Raw genomic sequence first — 22,361 nt, 5'->3', positions numbered from 1 at the left:
CCGGAACGCACGGACACCCGGCCGCCGCGCAGCAGGAGGGGAGCGGCTCGACGGACCGGACGGTGCGTCAGGCCGCCGGGTGGTGGTCCGGGACGGCGTTGAGTTCGATGCCGTGTTCCAGCAGGGCCTTCACCGCGCACAGCACGGTGGTGAAGCCGCCGACGGTGTCGTTGACCCAGCGGACGGCCTCGTCGCCGGTGCCCTGGAAGCCGGTCTCGGTGACCTCGACGAAGGTGACGTCGGCGGCCCGGGGCGTGAAGGTCAGCTCCACGCTGGTGGGCTGGTCGTAGTTGCCCCACTCGAAGCGGATCATCCGGTGGTCGACCACCTCGCGGACCCGGACCTCCACCGAGACCCCGTAGGTGGCCCACTCCCAGGTCAGCTCGGCGCCCTCCGCCATCGGCCCGCTGCTGCGGCTGTACCAGACCCGGGTGGTCACGGCCGGGTCGGCGAAGGCCGCGAAGACCTCCTCGGCCGGGCGGCGGACCACCATGCAGGCGTAGGCGGCGGGCTCGTGGGTCAGCTCCAGTCGTTCCATGTCACGATCATGCGCCCGCGGGGCCCGCCGCCCGCGTCACACGGCGGCGTGTTCCTGCTCCTCCTCGTAGAGCCGGGCCGCGATGGTCTCGATGGCCCGGTCGAGGCGGGCCCGGTCGTCCGGGTCGGTGACGTCCCAGTCGTCCAGGTGGTGGCCGAGCCAGTGCCGCCAGGCCTCGCCGATCCGGTCGACCTCGGCCTGGCCCGCCGGGGTGAGGGTGAGCATGCCGTCCGCGGTCACCACGTGGCCGCTCGCCACCACCTTGCCGAAGGCCGGCTCCAGCACCTCGCCCGGCACGTGGTGGGCGACGGCGATCGACTCGACGTCCGCTCCCCTGCCGTACCGGCCGCGCCAGTAGACTTGCCCGAGCGCCCAGGCCTGACCGGGTGTCAGCTCGGTGCCGGAGTCGGCGAGGATCCGCTCCTTGACGGCCTGGCGCCCCTTGGTCCTGCGCAGCAGGTTGGAGACCGCCCGCTCCAGCTGCCGGTCCGCGTCCGCCGAGTCCGGCGCGCCGAAGCCCTCGCCGATGTCCCCGGCCCCGGCCCGGGCGCTGTCGCGCAGCGGGACCTCCTTGAGGAACCAGGCCACCACGAAGCCGACCAGGGCGACCGGCACCACCCACTGGAAGACGTAGTTCACCGTCTCCGCGTAGGCCTCGATGAAGGGCGCCGCCTGCTCGGCCGGGAGCGCGTTCAGCCCGGCCGGGCTCTGTACGGCGGCCGGGGGCACCGAGGGCTGCTCCGCCGCCGCCTTCGCCAGGTTGGGCGTCAGCTGGCTGCTGAACAGGGTGCCGAAGACGGCCGTCCCGAAAGAGCTGCCGAGGGTGCGGAAGAAGGTCACGCCCGAGGTGGCGGTGCCGAGCTCGTGGTACGGCACGGTGTTCTGCACCGCGATGGTGAGCACCTGCATGGCGAGCCCGATGCCGAGGCCGAGCACCAGCATGTACAGCGACTCCAGCCAGACCCCGGTGCCCGGGCCCATGGTGGACATCATCCAGAGGCCGAGCGCCATCACGGCGGTGCCCAGGATCGGGAAGATCCGGTACTTGCCGGTGCGGCTGACCACCACGCCGGAGAGCATCGAGGTGCCGAGCAGACCGGCCACCATCGGCAGCGTCCGCACGCCCGACATGGTGGCCGAGACCCCGTCCACGAACTGCAGGTAGGTCGGCAGGTAGGTCATCGCGCCGAGCATGGCGAAGCCGACGATGAAGGAGAGGATCGAGCAGACCGTGAAGACCGAGTTCCGGAACAGGTGCATCGGGAGCATCGGCTCCTCGGCCCGGAACTCCACCAGCACGAAGCCCACCAGCAGCAGCACCGAGCCGACGAACAGCCCGATGATCACCGGCGAGCCCCAGGCGTACTCGTTGCCGCCCCACTCCAGGCCGAGCACCAGCCCGGAGGCGCCGAGCGCCACCAGCACGATGCCCGCGTAGTCGATCATCGGCTTGACCGCCGCCCGCACCGACGGGATGGTCCGGGCGGCCATCACCACCATCACGATCGCGATCGGCACGTTGACGTAGAAGCACCAGCGCCAGGAGGCGTGGTCGGTGAAGAGCCCGCCCAGGGTCGGGCCGACCACCGTGGTCACGCCGAAGACCGCGCCCAGCGCGCCCTGGTACTTGCCGCGCTCGCGCAGCGGGATCACGTCGGCGATCAGCGCCATCGCGGTGACCATCAGCCCGCCGCCGCCGATCCCCTGGACGGCGCGGCCGACGATCAGCAGCAGCATCCCGTTGGCCGCGCCGGAGACCACCGAGCCGGCGATGAAGACCACCGCGCTCACCTGGAAGACGATCTTGCGGCCGAACAGGTCGCCGAACTTGCCGACCAGCACCGTGGCCACCGTCTCGGCCAGCAGGTACGCCGTCACCACCCAGGCCATGTGCCCGCCGCCGCCCAGCTCGGCCACGATGGTGGGCAGCGCGGTGGAGACGATCGTCTGGTCCAGCGCGGCCATCAGCATGCCGAGCACGATGGTCGCGAAGACCACGTTGGTCTGACGGCGGCTCAGCGCCGGTGGGGCCTTGGGCGCTTCGGCGACGGCGGTGGCGGACACACGGCCTCCCGTTCGGGCTGACAGGTACCGCCAGCCTTGGGCCGCCGCGCCCGGCCCGCCACCGCTGACGGCAGACCGGGTGACCAGCCCCTCGGCCCGCCCGGAAACCGTTCGCGTCCGGACCCGTCCGCTGCCTAGGGTCTGACGGTATGTCGACCACTTCCGCACCCACCCCTGCACCCACCCCTGCCCCCGCCCCGCTCCGCGAGCGGCTGCGCTCCGGCCTGACCACCGCCCTGAAGGCCCGTGACCGCGCGACCGCCTCGGTGCTGCGCGCCACCCTGGCCGCGATCGAGAACGCCGAGGCGGTGGCGGCACCGGAGCCCACCGGCTCGCTGGCGATCGAGGCGCTCCCGGTCGGCGTCGGTGCCGAGGCGGAGCGGAGGGTGCTCACCGAGGCGGACGTGGCGGCGGTCGTCCGGGCCGAGCGGGCCGAGCGCGAGGACGCGGCCGCCGAGTACGAGCGCCTGGGACACGGCGAGCAGGCCGCCCGGCTCCGCACCGAGGCCGGCCTGCTCTCCTCCTACCTGGGCTGAAGCGCCGCCGGACGGGCTCCGGTGCCGCGCCCGGTCCTAACCCTCGTGCGGGGGCTCGGCGTTCTCGTCCATCCAGACGTACTCCCACATGTGGCCGTCCAGGTCGTGGAAGCTGCGGCTGTACATGGAGCCGAGGTCCATCGGGTCGTTGGCCGGGCCGGCGCCGGCCGCGATCGCCTTGTCCGCGACCTGGTCGACCTGCGCCCGGCTCTCCGCGCTGAGGGCGACGATCACCTCGGTGCTGGTGTTGGTGTCGGCCAGCTCCTTCTTCGTGAACTCCTTGAACTTCGCCTCGGTCAGCAGCATCACGAAGATGCTCTCGCTGATCACCAGACAGGCGGCGGTCTCGTCGGTGAACTGCGGGTTGGGCTCGTACCCGACCTCCTTGAAGAAGGCGAGCGACCGGCCCAGGTCACGCACGGGGAGATTGACGAAGATCATCGTAGGCATGGCGCTGCCCGTTTCTGTCGCGGCTCGGTGGGACAGGAACGAGCTTGGCACCACCGTGCCCGGGCCACACCTCGAACGGGGCGGTCGGCCGGGCGCGTTGGTGCCCGGCCCGCCCTCGTGTAGAGATGGACGGAGCCGTTCGGGACGAGGAGAGGGTGTCGCGTCATGCCGCTGCTGGAGCCGGACCCGCGGGCGCTGAGGCCCACCGCACCCACCACCCCGGCGGGTGACCGGGTGGCCGAGGGGCGGGCCGGGGGCACCCCGGCCGGGCTGCGGGACGACCTGGTCGCGCTGCTCGGGCCCGGCAAGGTGCTGAGCAAGGTCTCCGACCTGGTCCGGTACGCCTCGGACGCCAGCCCGTACCGCTTCGTGCCGCAGGTGGTGGTGATCGCCGAGACCGTCGCCGACGTCTCCGCGGTCTTCGCGTACGCGCACCGGAAGGGCCGTCAGGTGGTGCTCCGGGCGGGCGGGACCAGCCTCAACGGGCAGGCCCAGGGCGAGGACGTCCTGGTGGACGTGCGCCGGCACTGGGCCGGGATCACCGTCGAGGGCGAGCGGGCCCGGATCCGCCCCGGCACCACGGTGGCCCGGGCCAACGCGGCACTGGCCCGGCACGGCCGGGTGCTGGGCCCCGACCCGGCCAGCGCGATCGCCGCCACCATCGGCGGCGTGGTGGCCAACAACGCCTCCGGCATGACCGCCGGCACCATCCGCAACTCCTACCGCACCCTCGCCTCGCTCACCGTCGTCCTCCCCTCCGGCACCGTGGTCGACACCGCCGACCCGGAGGCCGACCGGCGGCTGGCCTCGCTCGAACCGGAGCTCTGCGAAGGCCTGTTGGCGCTGAAGGCGGAGATCGAGGCCGACCCGGCGCTGGTGGCGCGGATCCGCGCCAAGTACGAGATCAAGAACACCAACGGCTACCGCCTCGACGCCTTCCTCGACGGCGACACCCCCGTACGGATCCTGCGCGGCCTGATGGTCGGCTCCGAGGGCACCTTCGGCTTCGTCGCCGAGACGGTCTTCGACACCCTGCCCCTGCACCGCCTCGCCTCCGCCGCCCTGCTCTTCTTCCCCTCCCTCCAGGACGCCGCGGCCGCCGTCCCGCTGTTCACCGAGGCCGGGGCGCTGGCCGTCGAGCTGATGGACGGCAACACCCTGCGCGCCTCCGCCGCGGTGCCCGGCGTCCCGGCCGACTGGGCCACCGTGCCGAAGGGGACCGCCGCCCTGCTGGTGGAGTTCCGCACCCCCGACGAGACCGCCCTGGCCGCCGCCGAGGCCCGGGCCGCCGAGCTGCTCGGCAAGCTCCGGCTGGCCGTCCCCGCCGCCTCGGTGACCAACGCCTTCACCCGGGACCCGGCCACCGTGGCGGGGTACTGGAAGGCCCGCAAGGCCTTCGTCACCGCGATCGGCTCGGCCCGGCCGCCCGGCACCACCCTGCTCACCGAGGACTTCGCGGTACCGCCGTCCCGGCTGGCCGAGGCCTGCGAGGCCCTGCTGGAGCTCCAGGCCGAGCACGGTTTCGACGCCGCCGTGGCCGGCCACGCGGCCCACGGCAACCTGCACTTCCTGCTCTCCTTCGACCCGGCCGACCAGGGCGACCTGGACCGCTACGCCGCCTTCATGGCCGCCTTCTGCGAGCTCACCGTGGAGCGCTTCGACGGCTCGCTCAAGGCCGAACACGCCACCGGGCGCAACATCGCGCCCTTCCTGGAGCTCGAATGGGGGCCGCAGGCAACGGAGTTGATGTGGCGCACCAAGCAACTCATCGACCCGCAGGGCATCCTGGCGCCCCGGGTCGTCCTGGACCGCGACCCGCTGGGCCACCTGCGCGGCCTCAAGACCATCCCTCGGATCGAGCCGGTGGCCGACCCGTGCATCGAGTGCGGCTTCTGCGAACCCACCTGCCCGAGCGCCGACCTCACCACCACTCCGCGCCAACGGATCGTGCTGCGAAGGGAGTTGATGCGCCAGCCGGACTCATCCCCGGTGGCGGTGGAACTGCTCGACGCCTACGGCTACGACGCCGTCGACACCTGCGCGGGTGACTCCACCTGCAAGCTGGCCTGCCCCGTCGGCATCGACACCGGCGCGATGATGAAGGACTTCCGGCACCGGCGTCACACCCCGCGCGAGGAGCGCACCGCCGCCCTGCTGGCCGCCCGCTTCAAGCAGGTCGAGGCCTCCGCCCGGCTCGCCGTCGGCGCCGCCGAACGGATCTCCGACCGCCTGCTCTCCACCGTCACCGAGGCCGCCCGCAAGGCCGTCCGGCCCGACCTGGTGCCCGAGTGGCTGCCCGAGATCCCCGGCGCCGCCACCCGCCGGATGCCGCCCACCTCCCGGGTCGGCGCCACCGCCGTCTACTACCCCGCCTGCGTCAACCGCATCTTCGGCGAGCCCGCCGGCCACCGCGGCCCCACCCTGCCCGAGGCCCTGGTCGCCGTCTCCGAACGGGCCGGACGCCCCGTCTGGATCCCCGAGGACGTGGCCGGCACCTGCTGCGCCACCATCTGGCACTCCAAGGGCTACCAGGAGGGCAACGTCCTGATGGCCAACCGGATCGTCGAGGCGGCCTGGGGATGGACCGGCGGCGGGAAGCGCCCGCTGGTGGTGGACGCCTCCTCCTGCACCCTGGGCATCGCCCACGAGGTGGTCCCCTACCTCACCGACCTCAACCGCGAACTCCACGCCGAGCTCACCGTGGTGGACTCGGTCGTCTGGGCCGCCGAGCTCCTCCCCTCGCTGCGGATCCTGCGCACGGTGGACTCCGCGGTGCTCCACCCCACCTGCTCGATGCACCACCTCGGCGACGAGGCCCAGCTGCGGGCGGTGGCCGAGGCCTGCGCCGAGGAGGTGGTCACCCCCGACGACGCCGGCTGCTGCGCCTTCGCCGGCGACCGGGGCATGCTGCACCGCGAACTCACCGAGTCCGCCACCGCCAAGGAGGCCGCCGAGGTGACGGCCCGCCAGTTCTCCACCCACGTCTCGGCCAACCGGATGTGCGAGGTCGGCATGGAGCACGCCACCGGGCGGCCGTACCACTCCGTCCTCCTGGACCTGGAGCGCGCCACCCGGCCGTAGAGTGGTGGGGGTGTGCACCTACTTCTCCGCCCACTACAAGCTGCACTACGCCTGCACCGCCTGCCGGGTAAGCCACAAGCGCCACCCGGCGGCGGCCGGCCGGGACGGCCACGCCTGCCCGCGCTGCGGCGCCCGGATGCTCTGCGCCGGGCACGACTTCGCAGCGCCCCGGCGCAGCGACCGCAAGGCCTGGACGGTGGTGACGGCGGTGCTGAACGCCGGGCTGCGCTACGAGGGCTTCGAACCCTGCGGCTGCGGCCGCCGCCCGGCGTTCCGCCCGCGCACCCGCGCACAGCTGCGCGCCCGGCGGGTGGTGGCGGCCCGCACCGGCACGCCACTGGCCGAACTGCTGGGCCGGGCCGACCCGTTGACACCCGTCACCGCCGACGGTGGGCCAACGCGGCGGTGACGGCGGTCAGGGCCACCAGGAGGGCGGCGGCCCAGCCGGTGTGGGCCAGCAGGGTCGTGGTGGCCGGGGCGGGCGGCGCGGCACTGAGCAGGCGGACGGTCCCGTTCACCGGGCTCGCGGTGCGGCTGACCAACGCCACCAGGCCGAGCAGAGCGGCCACCGCGAAGGCGTGGCCCGGACGGCGGATCACCGGACGGGCGCAGAGCCCGCCGAGGGCGGTGCCGGTCAGGACGGCCGTGGCGTGGGCGAGCAGACCGTCCGTCAGCTCCATGGCGGTGTACGGCGTCCCGCTCGCCGCCATCGGCCAGACCAGCGCGACGACCGTCAGCGCCAGCCCGCAGAGCAGGGCCGCGGCGGTGCGGCCCAGCAGGGCGCGGGTGCGGCCGCCCGCGTTGACGGCGGTGACGGCGGCCTGGAGCGGGTCCTCGGTGTTGTGCAGCGCCAGCGCCAGCCAGACCGTGACGGGCAGCAGCGCGCCGGCCGAGGCCCCGTAGCCCTGGAGGACGGGGCCGGGGACGGCGTGCAGCACCGCCAGCAGGCCCAGGTAGAGCACCAGTTGGGGCAGGTAGCGCTGGGACTTGAGGAAGTCGGCGAGCGCGTAGCGGGCGACGGCGGTCACGAGCGGCCTCCCCCGGTCCGGCTGACCTCGCGGATCGAGTGGCCCCGCCGCAGCAGTTCGGCCAGCACGGCGTCGGAGTGCTCCGGCGCGACCTCCAGCCGGGCACCGTCGTGGCGCCGCACTCCCCCGAGCCCGGCCAGGGCCTCCGCCGTCGGACGGGCGAGGCGCACCAGCACCGCCTGCGTCTCCGCCCTCTCCTCCGCCACCAGCCGCCCGCCCCGCAGGTAGTGCACGGCGTCGGCGGTGGAGGCCACCGTCCCCTGCTGGTGCTCCGTCAGCAACACCACCGCCCCGGCGTCCCGGCGCTCGGCCAGGCACTCCCTCAGCGCCTGGTGCGCCTCGGCGTCCAGGCCCGACCACGGCTCGTCCAGCACCAGCAGCTCCGGCCCGGCCAGCAGCGCCTGGGCCAGCGCCACCTTCTGCGCGTTCCCCTTCGACAGCGTGGCCACCGGCGCCTCCGGGTCCCCGGCGAGCGCGAACCGCCCCAGCAGCTCGTCCCCGCGCCGGGCGGCGGCCGCGGCCCCGAGCCCCTGGATCCGCCCCATGTGCCGCAGGTACGAACGCGCCGAGAGCCGGAGCCCGGCCGGCAGCCGCTCCGGCACGTACCCCACCCGCCCGGGCCGTCCGTGCACCGCCCCGCCGTCCGCGCGCACCAGCCCGGCCGCCACCCGCAACAGGGTCGACTTCCCCGACCCGTTCCCACCGACCACCGCCGTCACCACCCCGCCCGGCAGCTCCAGGCTCACCCCGTCCAGCACGTACCCGCCCCGGCGGCCGTACCGCACCCGCACCGACTCCAGCCGCACCCGGTCCTCCACCGTTGACCACCCGACCGCCCCTCAACGCACGGCCCGCCCAGGTGGTTCCGTCACCGCTCCGGGCGCCAGGGGGCGGCCCCGGAGCGCGAGGACCTCGTTGGCCAGTGCCACGATCGGGCGCGGATCCTCACCGCCCCGGGTCCGGATCAAGGCGGCGAGCAGGCCGGGCTCTCGACGGCTGGTGTGCCACTCCCGCTCGGGGTCCAGGATCAATGCCCCTGGCGCACTACCGAACCCGGGCTCGACGGACGGCCTGTGATCGAACAGGTGCAGCACCGCGGTGCCGCCCGGCGCGGCCTCCAGGGCGAACGCGACGGCCGCGACCCCGGACGCCACCCGCTCCACGGCCTCCCGCCGCTCCGGCGACGCCATCGCCTGACGAGACGACAGGACCGTCCGGTCCACGGGCACACTGTGCGAGCTGAGCCCGATCACCCCGTTCACCTGCCCGCCCGGGGCGGCGAAGGCGGGCGCGTTGCGCTCGTCCTGGGCGCTCACCGGGTGGGATGGGACTCGATTCCGTGGATCATGCGCGCAGACTGCCGGAGACCCGCACCGATTTTGAAGTACGAGCCGTTCTTCACCTGGCGGAGACCTGAAGCTTGTAGTCCACGGAGACGGCGAAGGACCCCGATGATCCCCTGATGCTGAGCGTGTGGCCACCCGGCTCCAACGGATCCAGCTGTACCCAGAGGCCGCAGGCCTGGACTCGGAAGCGCCCCCCGTCCTGAGTGACCGGATTGCCGTCCACGGCACTGATCTGCACAGCGGTGGCTTCGTGTCGTTCGGGTTCCAGAGCTCGTCCGTCGAGGACGGCACTCCCCTTCGCCGAGGCCATGAACGCGGTGCAGTCGGCGGCTTTGCTGCTGAAGCGGTTCACCACGGGGACGGCCACCGGCACCGCCGCAGGCACGGTGCACGAGCGCGTCACGGTCTCGCCGAAGGTGCCGGCCAGGAACCAGATGCCATCTGTCTGGCCCTGAGCGCACAGGTGGCCGTCCTGATCCGAGACAGGGTTGGAGTCATCGGCACTGGAAGCTGCCCAGGTCCACCAACGACCCTGCAGATCGGCAGCGCTCAGCTTCGCCCGCGCACCTGGAGAACCTTCTACGAGCAGTGCGGACGCGGCCGCCGCCCCGGCCGGGGAACTACTCGTGTCCGCAGAGGGCGGGGCAGACGTGGCAGAGCATGCGCTGACCAGAACCGACGCGCCGATCAGCAAGGCCATGGATCTTCCGAGATGCATGGGCGAAGAGTACGAGGTCGTGACCCTCGTGCCCGCAGCGGGGTGAGCGCCCGAACGGCTCCCCTGCCACTAGGTGTGTGCTGCAGGGATCTGACGCTGGATCACGATCCGCTGCAGCGGCGGCGGCCAGCCGACCAGCCGGCCGGGCGCAATCCGATCAGCGCCTTCTGGTCGGTCCTCGGGGACGTCCTCCGTCCGCCCCTCGCACCGGCCTTCGGCAGGTGCGGCTCCAGCCGCCCCCTCACGACGCTCGCCAGGATCATCGGCCACCGCTGACCTCAGTCATGGTTCAGTGACGCTCGAAGAGCTTCCAGTGCCCCTCGGAGACGACCTCGACCGAGCCGTCCACCACCTTGAGCGCCGTCTGGTCGTCGAGCGCGTACCCCGGTGCCGACACGCGTGCGGCCCACCGTTCGGCGTCGGCCATGGTGTTCTCCGGGCACATCGGGTTGTCCAGGTGCGGGAAGATCGAGAAACCGACCACCCCCACCCCGCGGTCACCACCGCCCGGCGGCTGCCAGCCCACGAACTCCTCGCCGACATGCGGGGCCAGCACCATGCTGCCGGCGCTCAGCCCCACGTAGACCGTCTCGCCGAGGGACGGGAACAGGTCCGCCAGGCCGGACTCGCGCATCCAGTGGCGCAGGTACAGGACATCGCCGCCGCACACCAGCAGGGCGTCGGTCTCCCGGACCAAGGGGACCCAGTTCTCCGGGTCGAGGCTGGGCAGCGCGGTCAGCTCCAGCATGCCGACCGACTTCCAGCCGAGCTCGACCAGGGGCGTGGGCGTCTGCCCGGCGATCTGACGCCAGGTCATGACGGCGGTCCGGGGCAGCATGCCGTACATCGCGGTGGGGATGCACAGCGCCGTGGACTCGGCGATGGGCTTGCCCAGCAGGTCGGTCAGGGCGTCGCGGATGGTCCGGTTGCTGACGCCGCCGGAGGTGAGGAGAAGCTTCATCGCGCCTTCCCGGTCTGTCGAGTCCTTCGGCAGCCGAGTCAACCACGCCGCACCGACCGGAACGGCGCGGCCCGCGGGGCCGGGCCCGTCCGCGCCCCGTCCACAACGTGGAATTCCGCCTGCCGGATGCGGAGCGGGCGGCAAGGTGGGCAGCATGATGCTGCAGCCGGATTCCGAGGACCTCGCCGACTACCTCGTGGCGGACGACGTGATCGACCATCAGCACCCGGAGGTGCGGGCGCTGGCCGCCGGGTTGGGCGGCCCCGAGGCGGCGTTCCGGTACGTCCGCGACCGGGTGGCGCACTCCGCCGACGCGGGGGTGTACAGCGGGGTGTTCCGGGCCTCCGAGGTGCTGGCCGCGCGGAACGCGATCTGCCACGGCAAGGCGCACCTGCTGGCTGCGCTGCTGCGGGCGCAGGGGGTGCCGACCGGGCTGTGCTACCAGCGGTTGGAGGACGGCGAGGGCGGCTTCGTGCTGCACGCGCTCAACGCCGTGTTCGTGGACGGCCGGTGGGCCCGGTTGGACGCCCGGGGCAACCGGGAGGGTGTGGACGCGCAGTACGACCTGGAGCAGGAGCGGCTGGCCTGGCCGGTCCGGCCAGAGCTGGGCGAGCGCGACTACTCCGCCCTCCTCGCCACTCCCCCGGCCCCGCTGGTCCGGGCCCTCGGCCGGGCGGTACCGGGCCGGGCCGGCTACGGCTACCTCCCGGGCGAACTACCCGTCAGCGGCTGAACCGTCAGGACGCGGCGAAGAGTTCGGCGCACTCGTCGGCGAAGGCACAGAGCTGTGCCACGACCTGCTGGTACTCCCTCGGGTCCCGGATCACGTTCGTCGTGGCGGCGGCCCACTGCTGCCACGGTCCGCCGTCGGCCAGGTACGGGGCGGCCCGCTCGGCGCCGAGGACGGCGTCGAGGTGGAGCAGGGTGCTGAGCACCACGCCCTGGTCCCAGACGAGCTCGGTCCGGGGGAGGTACCGGTCGAGGTAGGCGCAGAGCAGATCGGCGTCCGCGCCGGTGCCGAAGGTGGCGAGGGCGATGCACGGGGACCCTTGGTAGGGGCCGCCGCTCGCCAGCAGGAGTTCGCCGATCCGGGTGCGGAACTCGGTCCTCCCGGCCACGGCGACCAGCCAGCAGGCCGTCCTGCGCTCTCGCCACCCGCCCTCGAGGAGGATGCCGAGCTCGGCGGCGGTGATCTCCCCGGCGTCCCGGACCAGCTCCCGCACGAACGAGTCGCGCTCGGGTCCGCTCAACCGCAGTCCGCTTCCGCCCAGCCGCATGTACCGCCGGTCGGGCGCGACGAATCGTCGGATCAGGTCCATCAGCTCGGGATCGGTGTTCGCGTAGCGCACGGCCGCATCCTCGCGCGGGGACCACACCCGCTGCCAACGGTTTACCCGGTGGCCTTCGCTGCGCCCCCACCTCCTTGAGCTTGCCCGATTGTGGTGCTTTGCCGCCAATACCCCACTTTATGGGACTGCATACGAACCATGTGACTCTCTGTTACTCCCCAAGGTCGGCAGGGGAAGCCCGGGGTATGGCGAACCTGGCGAATGGGTGGCGTTTTGGAAGCCCGTTCAATCCGTTCAAGAATTCCTCACGGGCTCTCAACTGCGAGAATGGAGCAACGGGTCAGAGAGCGGCTGCCACGCCTCGGACGGTTACCGAATTTCCGGCCCGTGGCGCGCGCCAGGGGCGGCTACATTGGTCCCGGCAGCAAGGCAGCCCCGATCCGCAGCGAATTCGCCGCTGGCGATGACGGCTTCCCTGCCCGCCCCTCTTGCTCGCCGTCCGGTGCGGCCCGCACTCCTGGGCCGGTGACCCCGGTTCGGGCGGGCGATTCAGTCCTTGAACGTCCGTTCCTGCCGCACGGAAGGAACCAGCAGGTGGGGAACAGTAGGAAGAGACGGCGCAGGAAGGCCGGCTCCAGCACCGCGGGTAAGAGGTTCGGCGGTCGGAAGCTCCGACTGACGTCCTGCGAGATGGTGACGCTCCTGAGCGTTCTCATCGGGACCGTCGGGTCGGTGATCAGCGCTGTGATCAGCGCCGGATCCGGCACCCACACGTAGGCACCGGACCCGGCACACGCGGCGCAGTCAGAGGTGGTCGCCCGGTGCAAACCATTCCACCGGTACTGCCGGGCGGCTCCTCCCTCACGCCCTCCGGGTGATTCCCACGACCGTCACGGAGTCGTGCCGGCCGGGGATACGGCATCCCGTGCCCACACTCTAACCGTGATCGCACACGTTCTGGAGACCTGACTGCGGAAGACCTCGAAAGAGGGCTTCCGAGCACCATCTCGCAATGCTCTGAAAACACTTGTGCCATTCATGGCACCCCTTGCGCGGACGTGTCCTGCGAGGCGCTAGGCCCAGTGGACGTGGAAGTGGGTGGGCAGGCGGCTCAGGGCGTCGAGTTCGGCGGCCAGGGCGGGGGCGGCGGTCGAGATCGGCCGACCGTCCAGCAGGGGTGCGGAGTTGTAGATCTTCCGCAGGGAGTAGGTCCAGCCGGAGGGGCGGGTGGAGGTGGGGGTGGCGGTGACGGTGAGGCGGTGGGGTTCGTAGCGGATGCGGTGGGTCTCGTCGCAGGTGGCGGGGCAGGTGTCGAGGGCGGTCCAGAGGTGAGGGTCGGTCAGGCGGGCGAGGCGGGCCGGGGTGAGGGTCGGGGTGTGGTCGAGGAGCCGGGCGGCCAGGCGGCGGAGGACCGAGACGGGGCCCACGTTGTTCCAGGAGGTGTGGAGTCGGGCCTCACCGCGGACCAGGGTGATGAGGGTGGCGGCGGTGTCGTGGTCGGTGGAGACCACCGTGTCGTGGAGGTCGAGGCGGGTGAGGAGGGCGGCCGGGTCGGCGTCGAGGTGGCCGGCGGCGCGGCCGCTGCGGACGAAGGAGTCGAGGTGGTCGAGGTTCATCAGGCCGGGGCGGCCGAGGAGTGGTGAGGGTGACTGGCCGTCGAGGAGGGAGGCGACGGCCGCCGGGTCGATGCCGTGGCGTTCCAGGAGGGGGCGGATCGGGTCGGCGTGCAGCAGGGCGGAGCCGATGGCGTGGTGGTCGAGGCCGGCGACGCCCTCGAAGGTGTGGCTCAGCGGGAGGTGGCCGATGTCGTGGAGCAGGGCCGCGAGCCGGAGGAGCCGGTCGTCGGGGTGGAAGTGCGCGGCCAGGGAGAGGACGCCGAGGGTGTGTTCGAGCCGGGAGTAGGACTGGAGGGTGGTGAGTGTCGAGGCCCCGCCGTGGGTGACGAAGTGCAGGCGCCGCAGCGGTTCGGTGCGGAGCAGCTCGATCTCGACGGGGGTGAGGCGGACGGGGACGCGCCAGAGCGGGTCGGTGAACTCGGGGGTCAGCCCCAGGACGGTGGTCGGGACCGGCGGTGCCGTCGTGTGCGTGGGCATCGGGTCACTGTAGGACTCCGCCCCGCCGGGAACGCAGCCGTTTTCGCCCTCGTTGGCCTGGCGTGACAGCACCTCGGATCAGGGCCGCGCGGGCCGACGAAGCCGGGCTCCTCAGCGAGTTGGCCCTCCGGTCGAAGGCGTACTGGGGCTACGACCCCGCCTTCATGGCCGCCTGCCGGGACGAACTCACCCTCGCCCCGAAGGAGATCGCCCCGCGCCGGACGGCCGTGGCGGTCGACGGGAGCGGCAGTGTCCTGGGCTTCGCGACACTCGAAGGGGAGCCGCTCACCGGCGAGTTGGGCATGCTGTTCGTCGCCCCGGAGGCGATGGGCCGGGGCGTGGGGCGCCTGCTCTTCGAGCATCTCGTCAGCACGGCGAGGGAGTCGGGCTTCACCGGCCTCACGATCGACGCCGACCCGAACGCCGAGGCCTTCTACCGCGCGATGGGCGCGGTCCGCACCGGCAGCGTCCCGTCCGGGTCCGTCCCCGGCCGGGTGCTCCCGCGGATGCTCCTCACCGTCCGGCGCTGAGCACTTGTCGGATCGGCCGGATAGCTTCCCCGCATGACTGCGACCGACCCCCTCGTACCCGTCCTCGCCGGCCTCCTCGTCGACGTCGTCCGCTTCCTCGACAGGGCCGGGGGCGGGACGATGCGGCGGGCCGGTCGGCTGTTCACGGGGGCAGGGAGTGGCACTGACGAAGAAGGGGCCCGGCGCATCGAACCGGGTGGGGCGCCGGAGGGTCCGTGAAATGGTTTGCCGACCCTCTGACGCTGTGTCACTGTTCGGCCTGGACCGGCAGTTGATCATCAGCGGCCGGTCGATGTCGGTGTGGAACGATCGGAAGCGGTGCCGTGGGAAGCAGTTACGAGGACGAGTGTCGCCGGGCGTTGGCCGAGGAGCAGGCGAAGAGCCTCGCCGAGACCAACAACTGGGAACACGTCGACAAGGCGAAGGTCCACCAGGACTGGGACGTCCTGTACCGGGAGGTCACGGTCCTCCTGGAGAGCGGCGCCCTGCCCGGGGACCAGCAGGTCCAGGAGCTGGTCCGCAGGCACTTCGACATCGTCTGCCGGTTCTACGTCCCCTCCATGGAGGCTTACGTCGGCATGTCGCTCTTCTACGCCGAGGACGAGGCCATGAGGGCGTTCCACGATTCCCACCACCTCGGGATGGTGGAGTTCCTGGGCTCGGCGATCAAGGTGTTCGCCGCGCAGGGCGGTGGAGCCGTCGTCCAGGGCGGTGCCTAGGCTCGGCGCATGACCGATGACACCGATGACGACGTCCTCGCGCCGACCCGTGCCTTCTACGACGCGATCGCCGAGGACTACGCGGGGCTCTTCCGGGACGTGCTCGCCCCGCGGCCGTTGGAGCGGGCGCTGCTGGCGGCGTTCGCGGAGTCGGTCGGGGGCGGGGCGGTGGCCGATCTGGGGTGCGGGCCCGGGGAGGTGACGGGGTTTCTGGCGGGCCTCGGGGTGGACGTGTTCGGGGTGGACCTGTCGCCGAGGATGGTCGCGCTGGCCCGTCGGACGCAGCCGGGGGTGCGCTTCGAGGAGGGGACGCTGACCGCCGTCGACCGGCCGGACGGGAGTCTGGGCGGGGTGCTCGCCTGGTACTCGCTGATCCATCTGCCGGACGGGCAACTGCCGCTCGCCATCGCGGAGTTCCGGAGGGTTCTGGCGCCCGGCGGACTGCTGCTCCTCGGCTTCCAGACCGGTGACCGGCCGCTGCGCGTGGCGGAGCCGTTCGGGCACCCGGTCACGCTCGACTTCGTCCGCCGGGAGCCGGAGCCGGTGGCCGGGCTGCTGGCCGCGGCCGGGTTCACGGTGGAGGCGCAGGTGCGGCGGGCCCGGGACGAGGGCCTCGGCGAAACGGCGCCGCAGGCGTTCCTGCTGGCCCGCCGAGCCCGAGCCTAGGACGACGCCGGGGCGCCGCACTCGCGTGCGACGCCCCGGCGCTGCCGATCGGTGGGCTCAGCGTCGTCGCCGGAACCGCATCTTGCCCCAGCAGTGCTGGTATCCGCCCGCGCTCCAGCCGGCGCCGTACTCGTACCTGTTGCGGCACGGGTTCACCCCGCTGCCGCCGAAGCCGAAGTACCGGAACGGGAAGCTCAGCCCGTAGCGGCGCCACTGCTTCCGGTGGGCGCTCTCGTGGGTGATCCGGCCCCTGGTCAGGAACTCCGGGTTGTTGTCGGTGAAGTACGTGTTGCCGAGCGTGGTGCCGCCGCGCAGGTGGAGGCCGCGGCCGCCGACGCAGGTCCGCATCCCGTACCGCTTGGAGCACTTGTAGCCGAGGAAGCGGCTGCCCAAGCGGGAGGTGCCCCACCCGATGCCCTGCGCGGACCAGTGGTTGACCTTGCGGTAGGCCCGCTTGAACCAGCCCCACCGCTGGCCGTCGAGGTCGTACTGGTTCACCGGGTCGCCCGGGTAGCCGTAGCGGTTGTCCCCGCCGCCGTACACCGGGTCGACGGAGAGGAAGCGGCCGGTGGCGGCGTTGTAGACCCGGGCGCCCATCAGGACGGCGCCGGTGAGGGTCTCGCCGGAGCGCTGCTTGCCGCCGAGCCAGCTGTAGCGGACGGCGGGCTGGCCGGTGCGGGGGTTGCCGTACTCGTCGCTGTCCAGCACCAGCGGGGCCTCGGTCTGGTCCAGCGGGAGCTGGAGGGCGACGTCGCCGTGGATGTTGGTCAGTTGGAGGACGGTGCCGCCGGTGTTGCCGGTGGTCGCGCCGAGGTCGCCGGAGGCCGACTCGACGTTGCGGGTGATGCTGCCGTCGGCGGCGTTCTCGGTGATCCAGCGGGGGTTGTCGCCGTCCCCGTCGTAGTGGTTGGTCTTGGCCGCGGTCTGGGTCCAGGTGCCGTCGGCGTTCTCCTCCACCGTCCAGGAGCGGAAGCGCAGGCCCGCGTCCAGCTGCCAGGTCTGACGCTGGCCGTTGGCGGTCTGCTGGTACGCCAGGTCGTTGGCGTAGTAGCCGAGTTGGGAGCCGGGCAGGGTGGTGGTGCGGCCGAACGCGTCGTAGACGTGGCCCGGGTCGGTCAGCCGGTCGGCGCTGTCGTAGGTGTGGGTGGTGGTGGTCCCTCCGCCGGTGGGGCAGGCCGTGCCCTCGGCCGTGGTGCGGCCGGTGCGGTTGGTGCGCTGGTCGAAGGTGTAGGTACGGCTGGTGCAGGTGTCGCCGACGGTGTCCTCCACCCGGGTCAGCCGGCCGGTGGCGTCGTAGGCGTAGTCCTGGCCGGACCAGCCGTTGTGCCGGGTGACCTGGCCGTGAACGGACTCCTCGGTGGTGTCGGAGTAGACCGTCCGGCCGTCGGCGTCCCGGGTGTAGACCCTGGACAGGGTGGCGCCGGTGGTGTCCTCCTGCACCGTCACGGTGTAGCCGCCGGGCAGCTTCTCCGAGACCACCGAGCCGTCCGCGTCGTAGCGGGCCTCGAAGGCACCGGCGACCGAGTCGGTGGTCCTGGTGGCCAGGCCGCGCGGCTCGACGGCGGTGTCGTAGGCGTGGGTGACCACGGACGGGGCCGAGTCGGCGGTCCGCACCGGGCGGTCGAGCAGGTCGTACTCGGTGGTGGTGAGCCCGCCGTCGGCGTCCGTGTAGGAGACCTGGCGGCCCAGCCGGTCGTACTCCTTGACGATCGCCCCGCCGGTCGGGGAGCTCGTCCTGACGGCCCGTCCGGTCGCCGGGTCGTACTCGACGGCCGTGCTCGGGACCGGCTGGCCGAGGCCGCCGGTGAGGGCGGTCCCGGTCACCCGGCCGGCCTGGTCACGGCTGGTCGTGGTGGTGCGGGTGACGCCGTTCGCGGTCTCGGTGACCGTGGTCGGGTTGCCCCACCAGTCGTACTCGGTGGTGGTGACCGGGAGTTGGGCCGGGTTGGCGCCGCCGCCGGTGACCGCTCCGGCCGGGCCGGTGGTGCAGGGCTGGTCGGCCCACTCGGGCCGGCCGGCGCAGCTGCCGGTGCCGGTCGCGCTCCAGTAGGTGGTCACGCGGGTGGCGGCGTCGGTGCCGGTGGCACCCGGCGGCAGCTGCTTGACCACCCGGCCCTGGGCGTCGTACTCGGTGGTCCCGGTGATCGCCAGACCGGCCGGGTCCTTGACCGTGCGGACCGGCAGGCCCTTGGCCCAGTCGTACCCGGTCTGGGTGACCCGGGGGTCGGCCATCGTGGTGCTGCCGAGCGGTTGGGCCCCGCTGGTGACCTTGGTGACCTGGTCCTCGACCTTGGCGGTGCCGTCGGTCGGGCGGCCCGCGTCGTACTCGTTGACGGTCCAGGAACGGGCCACCGTGGACTGGCCGTTGAGCGAGATCCGGCGCAGCGGCCCGAGCTCCTCCAGCTCCCGCCGGCCCTCGCCGTCGTGGACCGAGACGGTGCTCAGCAGGTCGGCGCGGTCCTGGCCGGACAGCTCCAGGATGCCCAGGTCGGTGAGGACGGCCTGGTCGGCCGCCGTCCCGCCGAGGGCCAACGCGCGGTTCCCGGCGCTGAGTTCACGGACCGTGTTGCCGAAGCGGTCGTAGCCGGTGGTGCTGGTGTGCCCGCCCGGGGTCACCGTGTTCACCTGACGGCCCGAGGCGTTGGTGTACGTCAGCGAGGCCCGGCGGTAGTCGGCGGCGGTGAGCGCGCCGCCCGAGTGCGAGGACGGGACGGCGTCGGCCGGGAAGACCGCCGAGGCGTCGGTGGGGGCGTCGCTCTGGCCCCACGCCTGCACGTCCGAGGCGCCCATCGGGTAGGGGGCGCCTGCGCCGGTGAGCGGGACGTCGTAGACCACACTGGTCGACGCCGTGCCGGACTCCACCGCCTTGGTGCCCTGCTGCAGCCCGGAGCGCGAGGCCGTGAGCAGCATGCCGTCGCCCGCCGTGGCGGCGTTGCCCGCCCGGCCGTACTCGAAGGACCAGGGCAGCTCGCCGGGCGGGGTCAGACCGGTGACCCGGCCGGCCGCGTCGTAGGCGTACCGGGTCTTCAGCGCGGGCGTGATCAGCGGGTCGAAGGTCTCCCGCAGCCGTCCGGCGCTGTCGTACGCGTAGGTCTGCACCGTCTTCGCCGTCGCCGTGGCGGCGCCGGGCTCGGTGGACCAGCCGCGGATCTCCTTGACCTGTCCGGCGACGTCGCCGAGTGCGGTGGCGGTCGCGGTGGTGGTGCCGGCGTAGACGAACTCCAGCACCCGGCAGCCCTTGGTGGCCGGGGCGGCCGTGCAGGTGGTGACCGGGGCCGCCGAGGTCGGCGAGACCACCAGCCTGGGCCGGGCGAGCTTCTTGCCGCCCGCCCCGGTCACGGTCTCGGAGATCACCGTGGTGGTGGTCTGCGCCAGGCCGTCCACGCTGCTGGTGGCCACCTGCCAGGTGGTGGCCGCCGGGTCCGGCTTGGTGAGGACGGTGAGCGTGCCCTCGGTGTCCTTGAGGGTGAAGGAACCGGCCGTGGAGCCGGTCAGGGTGAGGTCCTCGGCACCCGGCTCGGCCTTCCAGCCGCCGCCCGCGGTGGCGGTGAAGCCGAGCTCCTCGCCGTCCACGGAGACCAGCGCCACCGAGGTGGCCGAGGTGCTGCGCAGGAACGCCCAGTCCGAGTCGGTGAGTTCGGCCACGGTGCCGGAGGTCCACTGCGGTCCGAAGATCGCCGCCTGGCCCTCCTGCTTCGCGCCCGCGTCGGGCCGCCGGGAGGAGGCCGTCCGCGACACCGTGAGCCCGAACAGCGAGGCGTCGGTGGCGGAGAGGGTGTAGTCACCCGTCAGCAGGTTCACCGACCCCGGGCCGGCCCCCTCGGAGGGGGCGGTGCCGGCGTTGCGGTCGACGGTGACGTCGTTGGCCGGGGAGTAGGCGGTGGTGGTGGCGTCCTGGAAGGCCGCCCGGACCTCGATCGGCCCGTCCTCGGCCAGGCTGTCGGTGATGTTCCAGGTCAGCCCGGCGGGCTTGCCGTCGGTCAGCGGGACGGGCCAGGCGGCGACCGTCCCGGTGCCCTTGCGGACGTCGGCGAGCGGCACGTTCTTCCAGGCGTCCGTCTCGCCGCGCCGGTACTGGTAGGTGACGCCGGTGTAGCTGGGCTTCCCCTCGGCCGTGAGCGCCACCCGGCGGGCCGGGCGCTCGCCCTGACCCGGCGTCAGCAGCGCCGCCCCGGTGCCGGCGTAGAAGCCGTAGGAGGCCTCGGCCGAGCGGTTGCCCGCCGCGTCCTTGGTCCGGACCGCCAGGGTGTGCGGGCCGGCCGGGAAGGTCAGCGTCTTCGACACGGCCGCGCCGGTGGTGGCCGCCGTGCTCCAGGTGCCCGCGTCGAGCCGGTACTCGACGCCGGTCACGTCGGTGGCCGGCGGGGTGAAGGTGAACGAGCCGGAGAAGTTTCCGCTCGGATCGGCCGTCCCCGACCAGGTGTTGGCGGGGAAGTCGGTGGAGGCCACCGTGCTCTTCGCCGGGGCGGTGGTGTCGACGGTGAAGGTCTGCCAGGGCGACCAGGCGCCGTTCCACGCCATGCCGTCGTAGACCTTCGCCCGCCACTTGTAACTGCCGGGCGCCAGCGCGGTGGTGGGCGTCCAGGGCGCGTTCGCCCCGGAGGCGGCCCACCACTGCGGCGTGCCCGACTGGAGCGTGGCGGTGCCGTTCGGGGTCCAGATCTCGTAGGTGATCTGGACGGTGTTCCCGTCCGGGTCGGTGGACTTGCCGGTGATGGTCGGGGTGGTGTCGTTGGTCGCCGTGCCCGACAGCGGGGAGACCGGGACCACCAGGTTCGGCTTGGTGTTGTAGGTCACCGAGACGTACGGGGTGTTGGAGGCCGCGTTGCCCGAGTTGAACCGCTTCCAGGAGTACGGGTCCGACTCGTCGGTCGCCCGGATGCCCAGCGCGTTGGTGGCGTTGCCGTTGGCGGCCCAGGCCACGGCCAGGTTCTTGACGTCCTGGGAGACCCAGCCGTCCGCGCAGGAGGACGAGAAGCCCTTGGTCGCGGTCGAGGTGGCCCACTTGCCGTTCCAGTTCGGCTGCGCGGTCCACCGGTTGGCGGTCGAGGCGTAGGAGGTGTCCCACACCTCCCAGCTGCTGGGGGTGCACGACCAGGAGTGCTGGTTCCACAGGTTCAGCTTGGCGCCGAGCACCTGCTTGCCGGTGATCTGGCCCATCGGGAAGTGCAGGAAGGAGCGTGCGACCTGGCCGGCCCCGTTGTTGCCGAGCTTCAGCTCGGTCGAGGCCGACATGTCCGCGGTGTAGCCCTGCTGGACGAAGGTGTCGAAGCTGGTGCCGAGGTTGACCGACGGGTCCACCGTCACCGGGTACCTGGTCCGCGGGTCGGCCAGGAAGGCGGCGTCCGGCGTCAGGGTCAGGTCGAGGGTGTCGCCGTTGCGCACCACGGTCAGGCCGACCTCGGCGCGGTGGGAGTGCTCGCCGGAGTTCGGGTCGACGGTGGCGTCCCACATCTCCGGGGCGGGCAGCACGCCGACCTGCGTGCCGGTCGCGCCGTCCAGGAAGGTGACCGAGCGGTCCGGGTTCTGCCGGGCCTCGACGCCCTTGGCGTTCAGCGTCAGGGTGACCGAGCCGTTCGCGCCGACCGCGCTGCGGTCCTTCAGCTCCAGGAACTGCTCGAAGCCGGTGCGGGTCGACTCGATGACCAGGTCGGTCGCCGTCAGCACGTCGGCGTAGCGCGCCGTCGTCCCCGCGAGCGAGGGCTCGGGCAGCGCGCCGCGCCAGGACAGGCCGAGCGAACGGCCGTCCCCGGTCTCCAGGGAGACCAGCGGGACCGGCGCCGGGCCGGCCTCGCCGGCCCGGCCCTGGGCCTGCGCCCGTGCCGCGGCGGCCGGCTGGGTCCGGCCGCCCAGCTTCAGGCCGAGCGGGTGGCTCCTGGCGGCCACCGAGCCGTCGGCCGCCTTGGCCAGGCCGACGTCGATGCTCCGCCAGGCGCCGGTCGCCCGGTCCCGGAAGCGCACCGGGCCGGCGGCCGCGTCGGTGGTCAGCGAGCCGTCCGGGTTCGCCCAGGTGGTGGTCGACTCGGTCCGCTCCGACAGCGCCTCGACCCGTCGGCCGGAGAGCCTGGCGGCCAGCACGGCTGACGGGAGGTCAGCCGCCTCGCCCGGCGATCCGGCCCGGTCCGTCGTACCCGGCTCGGCCGCGGCCCGGGGTACGGAGGTCGAGACCGCGGCGGTCTCGACGGCCAGCAGTGCGGCGGTCGCGAGCGCGGCCGTCCGCAGGAATCTGCTGGTCAGCCACCTGTTGGTGGCGCGGTGCGACCCTGTTGGGTGCTCGTTCACGTGAAGTGCCTCCCCTGTTCGCTCCGCCCGGCGGGGACGGTACGGGCCCAGGGCGAAGAT

Annotated in this window: 18 protein-coding genes; 7 read left to right on the top strand and 11 right to left on the bottom strand. The window is 72.9% G+C overall.

Features of this window, described 5'->3' with window-relative positions; genetic code table 11:
- Nucleotides 1-67 precede the first annotated feature (67 nt).
- Nucleotides 68-538 carry an SRPBCC domain-containing protein gene (locus tag ACIA8O_RS02540; protein ID WP_396291653.1) on the bottom strand — a complete coding sequence of 157 codons (471 nt, stop codon included), beginning with the start codon at nucleotides 536-538 and terminating at the stop codon, nucleotides 68-70.
- Nucleotides 539-574: 36 nt separating this feature from the next.
- Nucleotides 575-2,602, bottom strand: a complete 2,028-nt coding sequence (locus tag ACIA8O_RS02535) for an MDR family MFS transporter (RefSeq protein ID WP_396291652.1) — start codon at nucleotides 2,600-2,602, stop codon at nucleotides 575-577.
- Nucleotides 2,603-2,751: 149 nt separating this feature from the next.
- Between ACIA8O_RS02535 and ACIA8O_RS02530 the strand changes: the two genes are divergently transcribed.
- On the top strand, nucleotides 2,752-3,138 hold the full coding sequence (locus tag ACIA8O_RS02530; RefSeq protein ID WP_396291651.1) for a hypothetical protein: 387 nt from the start codon (nucleotides 2,752-2,754) through the stop codon (nucleotides 3,136-3,138).
- A gap of 36 nt (nucleotides 3,139-3,174) precedes the next feature.
- On the opposite strand, the gene ACIA8O_RS02525 is transcribed toward ACIA8O_RS02530, so the two are convergent.
- A complete protein-coding gene (locus tag ACIA8O_RS02525) occupies nucleotides 3,175-3,588 on the bottom strand; it encodes a VOC family protein (protein WP_396291650.1) in 414 nt (137 codons plus the stop codon).
- A 165-nt stretch (nucleotides 3,589-3,753) separates the two neighbouring features.
- Between ACIA8O_RS02525 and ACIA8O_RS02520 the strand changes: the two genes are divergently transcribed.
- Together ACIA8O_RS02520 and ACIA8O_RS02515 are read left to right on the top strand one after the other, a co-directional pair.
- Nucleotides 3,754-6,669, top strand: a complete 2,916-nt coding sequence (locus ACIA8O_RS02520) for an FAD-binding and (Fe-S)-binding domain-containing protein (protein ID WP_396291649.1) — start codon at nucleotides 3,754-3,756, stop codon at nucleotides 6,667-6,669.
- Between the two features lie 10 nt (nucleotides 6,670-6,679).
- Nucleotides 6,680-7,078 carry a hypothetical protein gene (locus tag ACIA8O_RS02515; RefSeq protein WP_396291648.1) on the top strand — a complete coding sequence of 133 codons (399 nt, stop codon included), beginning with the start codon at nucleotides 6,680-6,682 and terminating at the stop codon, nucleotides 7,076-7,078.
- Here ACIA8O_RS02515 and ACIA8O_RS02510 read toward each other — a convergent pair.
- The 5 genes from ACIA8O_RS02510 to ACIA8O_RS02490 form a co-directional block, all read right to left on the bottom strand.
- Entirely contained in the window at nucleotides 7,047-7,697 is a 651-nt protein-coding gene (locus ACIA8O_RS02510; protein ID WP_396291647.1) for a hypothetical protein, read from the bottom strand. The two genes, ACIA8O_RS02515 and ACIA8O_RS02510, sit on opposite strands and share 32 nt — an antisense overlap.
- Nucleotides 7,694-8,515, bottom strand: a complete 822-nt coding sequence (locus ACIA8O_RS02505; RefSeq protein WP_396291646.1) for an ATP-binding cassette domain-containing protein — start codon at nucleotides 8,513-8,515, stop codon at nucleotides 7,694-7,696. Before ACIA8O_RS02505 ends, ACIA8O_RS02510 begins: the two co-directional genes overlap by 4 nt.
- Before the next feature lie 21 nt (nucleotides 8,516-8,536).
- Nucleotides 8,537-9,013, bottom strand: coding sequence for a hypothetical protein (locus ACIA8O_RS02500; protein WP_396291645.1), 477 nt, complete (start codon nucleotides 9,011-9,013; stop codon nucleotides 8,537-8,539).
- A gap of 82 nt (nucleotides 9,014-9,095) precedes the next feature.
- The gene (locus ACIA8O_RS02495) at nucleotides 9,096-9,743 is read right to left on the bottom strand and encodes a signal protein (protein ID WP_396291644.1); all 648 of its coding nucleotides are present in this window, start codon (nucleotides 9,741-9,743) and stop codon (nucleotides 9,096-9,098) included.
- A 307-nt stretch (nucleotides 9,744-10,050) separates the two neighbouring features.
- Nucleotides 10,051-10,722 (bottom strand): Type 1 glutamine amidotransferase-like domain-containing protein, encoded by a 672-nt coding sequence (locus tag ACIA8O_RS02490; RefSeq protein WP_396291643.1) that lies wholly within the window; start codon nucleotides 10,720-10,722, stop codon nucleotides 10,051-10,053.
- Nucleotides 10,723-10,876: 154 nt separating this feature from the next.
- On the opposite strand from ACIA8O_RS02490, the gene ACIA8O_RS02485 reads away from it, so the two are divergent.
- Nucleotides 10,877-11,455, top strand: a complete 579-nt coding sequence (locus ACIA8O_RS02485; protein WP_396291642.1) for a transglutaminase domain-containing protein — start codon at nucleotides 10,877-10,879, stop codon at nucleotides 11,453-11,455.
- Nucleotides 11,456-11,459: 4 nt separating this feature from the next.
- Here ACIA8O_RS02485 and ACIA8O_RS02480 read toward each other — a convergent pair whose 3' ends face one another.
- Entirely contained in the window at nucleotides 11,460-12,071 is a 612-nt protein-coding gene (locus tag ACIA8O_RS02480; RefSeq protein WP_396291641.1) for a DUF6000 family protein, read from the bottom strand.
- A 1,013-nt stretch (nucleotides 12,072-13,084) separates the two neighbouring features.
- The gene (locus ACIA8O_RS02475) at nucleotides 13,085-14,104 is read right to left on the bottom strand and encodes an HD domain-containing protein (RefSeq protein ID WP_396291640.1); all 1,020 of its coding nucleotides are present in this window, start codon (nucleotides 14,102-14,104) and stop codon (nucleotides 13,085-13,087) included.
- Between the two features lie 62 nt (nucleotides 14,105-14,166).
- Here ACIA8O_RS02475 and ACIA8O_RS02470 point away from each other — a divergent pair, with 62 nt between their 5' ends.
- From ACIA8O_RS02470 to ACIA8O_RS02460, 3 genes are all read left to right on the top strand, one after another.
- Complete coding sequence (locus ACIA8O_RS02470) at nucleotides 14,167-14,634, top strand: GNAT family N-acetyltransferase (RefSeq protein ID WP_396291639.1); 468 nt, start codon at nucleotides 14,167-14,169, stop codon at nucleotides 14,632-14,634.
- Between the two features lie 323 nt (nucleotides 14,635-14,957).
- The gene (locus ACIA8O_RS02465) at nucleotides 14,958-15,353 is read left to right on the top strand and encodes a TipAS antibiotic-recognition domain-containing protein (RefSeq protein WP_396291638.1); all 396 of its coding nucleotides are present in this window, start codon (nucleotides 14,958-14,960) and stop codon (nucleotides 15,351-15,353) included.
- Nucleotides 15,354-15,362: 9 nt separating this feature from the next.
- Nucleotides 15,363-16,019, top strand: a complete 657-nt coding sequence (locus ACIA8O_RS02460) for a class I SAM-dependent DNA methyltransferase (RefSeq protein WP_396291637.1) — start codon at nucleotides 15,363-15,365, stop codon at nucleotides 16,017-16,019.
- Between the two features lie 57 nt (nucleotides 16,020-16,076).
- Here ACIA8O_RS02460 and ACIA8O_RS02455 read toward each other — a convergent pair whose 3' ends face one another.
- Nucleotides 16,077-22,301, bottom strand: coding sequence for a DNRLRE domain-containing protein (locus tag ACIA8O_RS02455; RefSeq protein WP_396291636.1), 6,225 nt, complete (start codon nucleotides 22,299-22,301; stop codon nucleotides 16,077-16,079).
- Nucleotides 22,302-22,361: the final 60 nt, after the last annotated feature.

The sequence above is a fragment of the Kitasatospora sp. NPDC051853 genome (genome assembly GCF_044452665.1).
Taxonomy (GTDB): domain Bacteria; phylum Actinomycetota; class Actinomycetes; order Streptomycetales; family Streptomycetaceae; genus Kitasatospora.
This window is presented reverse-complemented; position numbering and strand designations above follow the sequence as displayed.

Bases quoted from the DNA above. Each gene is read 5' to 3' on its own strand.
- ACIA8O_RS02540 (WP_396291653.1), bottom strand. From the start codon at position 538: ATGGAACGACTGGAGCTGACCCACGAGCCCGCCGCCTACGCCTGCATG.
- ACIA8O_RS02530 (WP_396291651.1), top strand. From the start codon at position 2,752: ATGTCGACCACTTCCGCACCCACCCCTGCACCCACCCCTGCCCCCGCC.
- ACIA8O_RS02525 (WP_396291650.1), bottom strand. From the start codon at position 3,588: ATGCCTACGATGATCTTCGTCAATCTCCCCGTGCGTGACCTGGGCCGG.
- ACIA8O_RS02520 (WP_396291649.1), top strand. From the start codon at position 3,754: ATGCCGCTGCTGGAGCCGGACCCGCGGGCGCTGAGGCCCACCGCACCC.
- ACIA8O_RS02495 (WP_396291644.1), bottom strand. From the start codon at position 9,743: ATGGCCTTGCTGATCGGCGCGTCGGTTCTGGTCAGCGCATGCTCTGCC.
- ACIA8O_RS02490 (WP_396291643.1), bottom strand. From the start codon at position 10,722: ATGAAGCTTCTCCTCACCTCCGGCGGCGTCAGCAACCGGACCATCCGC.
- ACIA8O_RS02485 (WP_396291642.1), top strand. From the start codon at position 10,877: ATGATGCTGCAGCCGGATTCCGAGGACCTCGCCGACTACCTCGTGGCG.
- ACIA8O_RS02475 (WP_396291640.1), bottom strand. From the start codon at position 14,104: ATGCCCACGCACACGACGGCACCGCCGGTCCCGACCACCGTCCTGGGG.
- ACIA8O_RS02460 (WP_396291637.1), top strand. From the start codon at position 15,363: ATGACCGATGACACCGATGACGACGTCCTCGCGCCGACCCGTGCCTTC.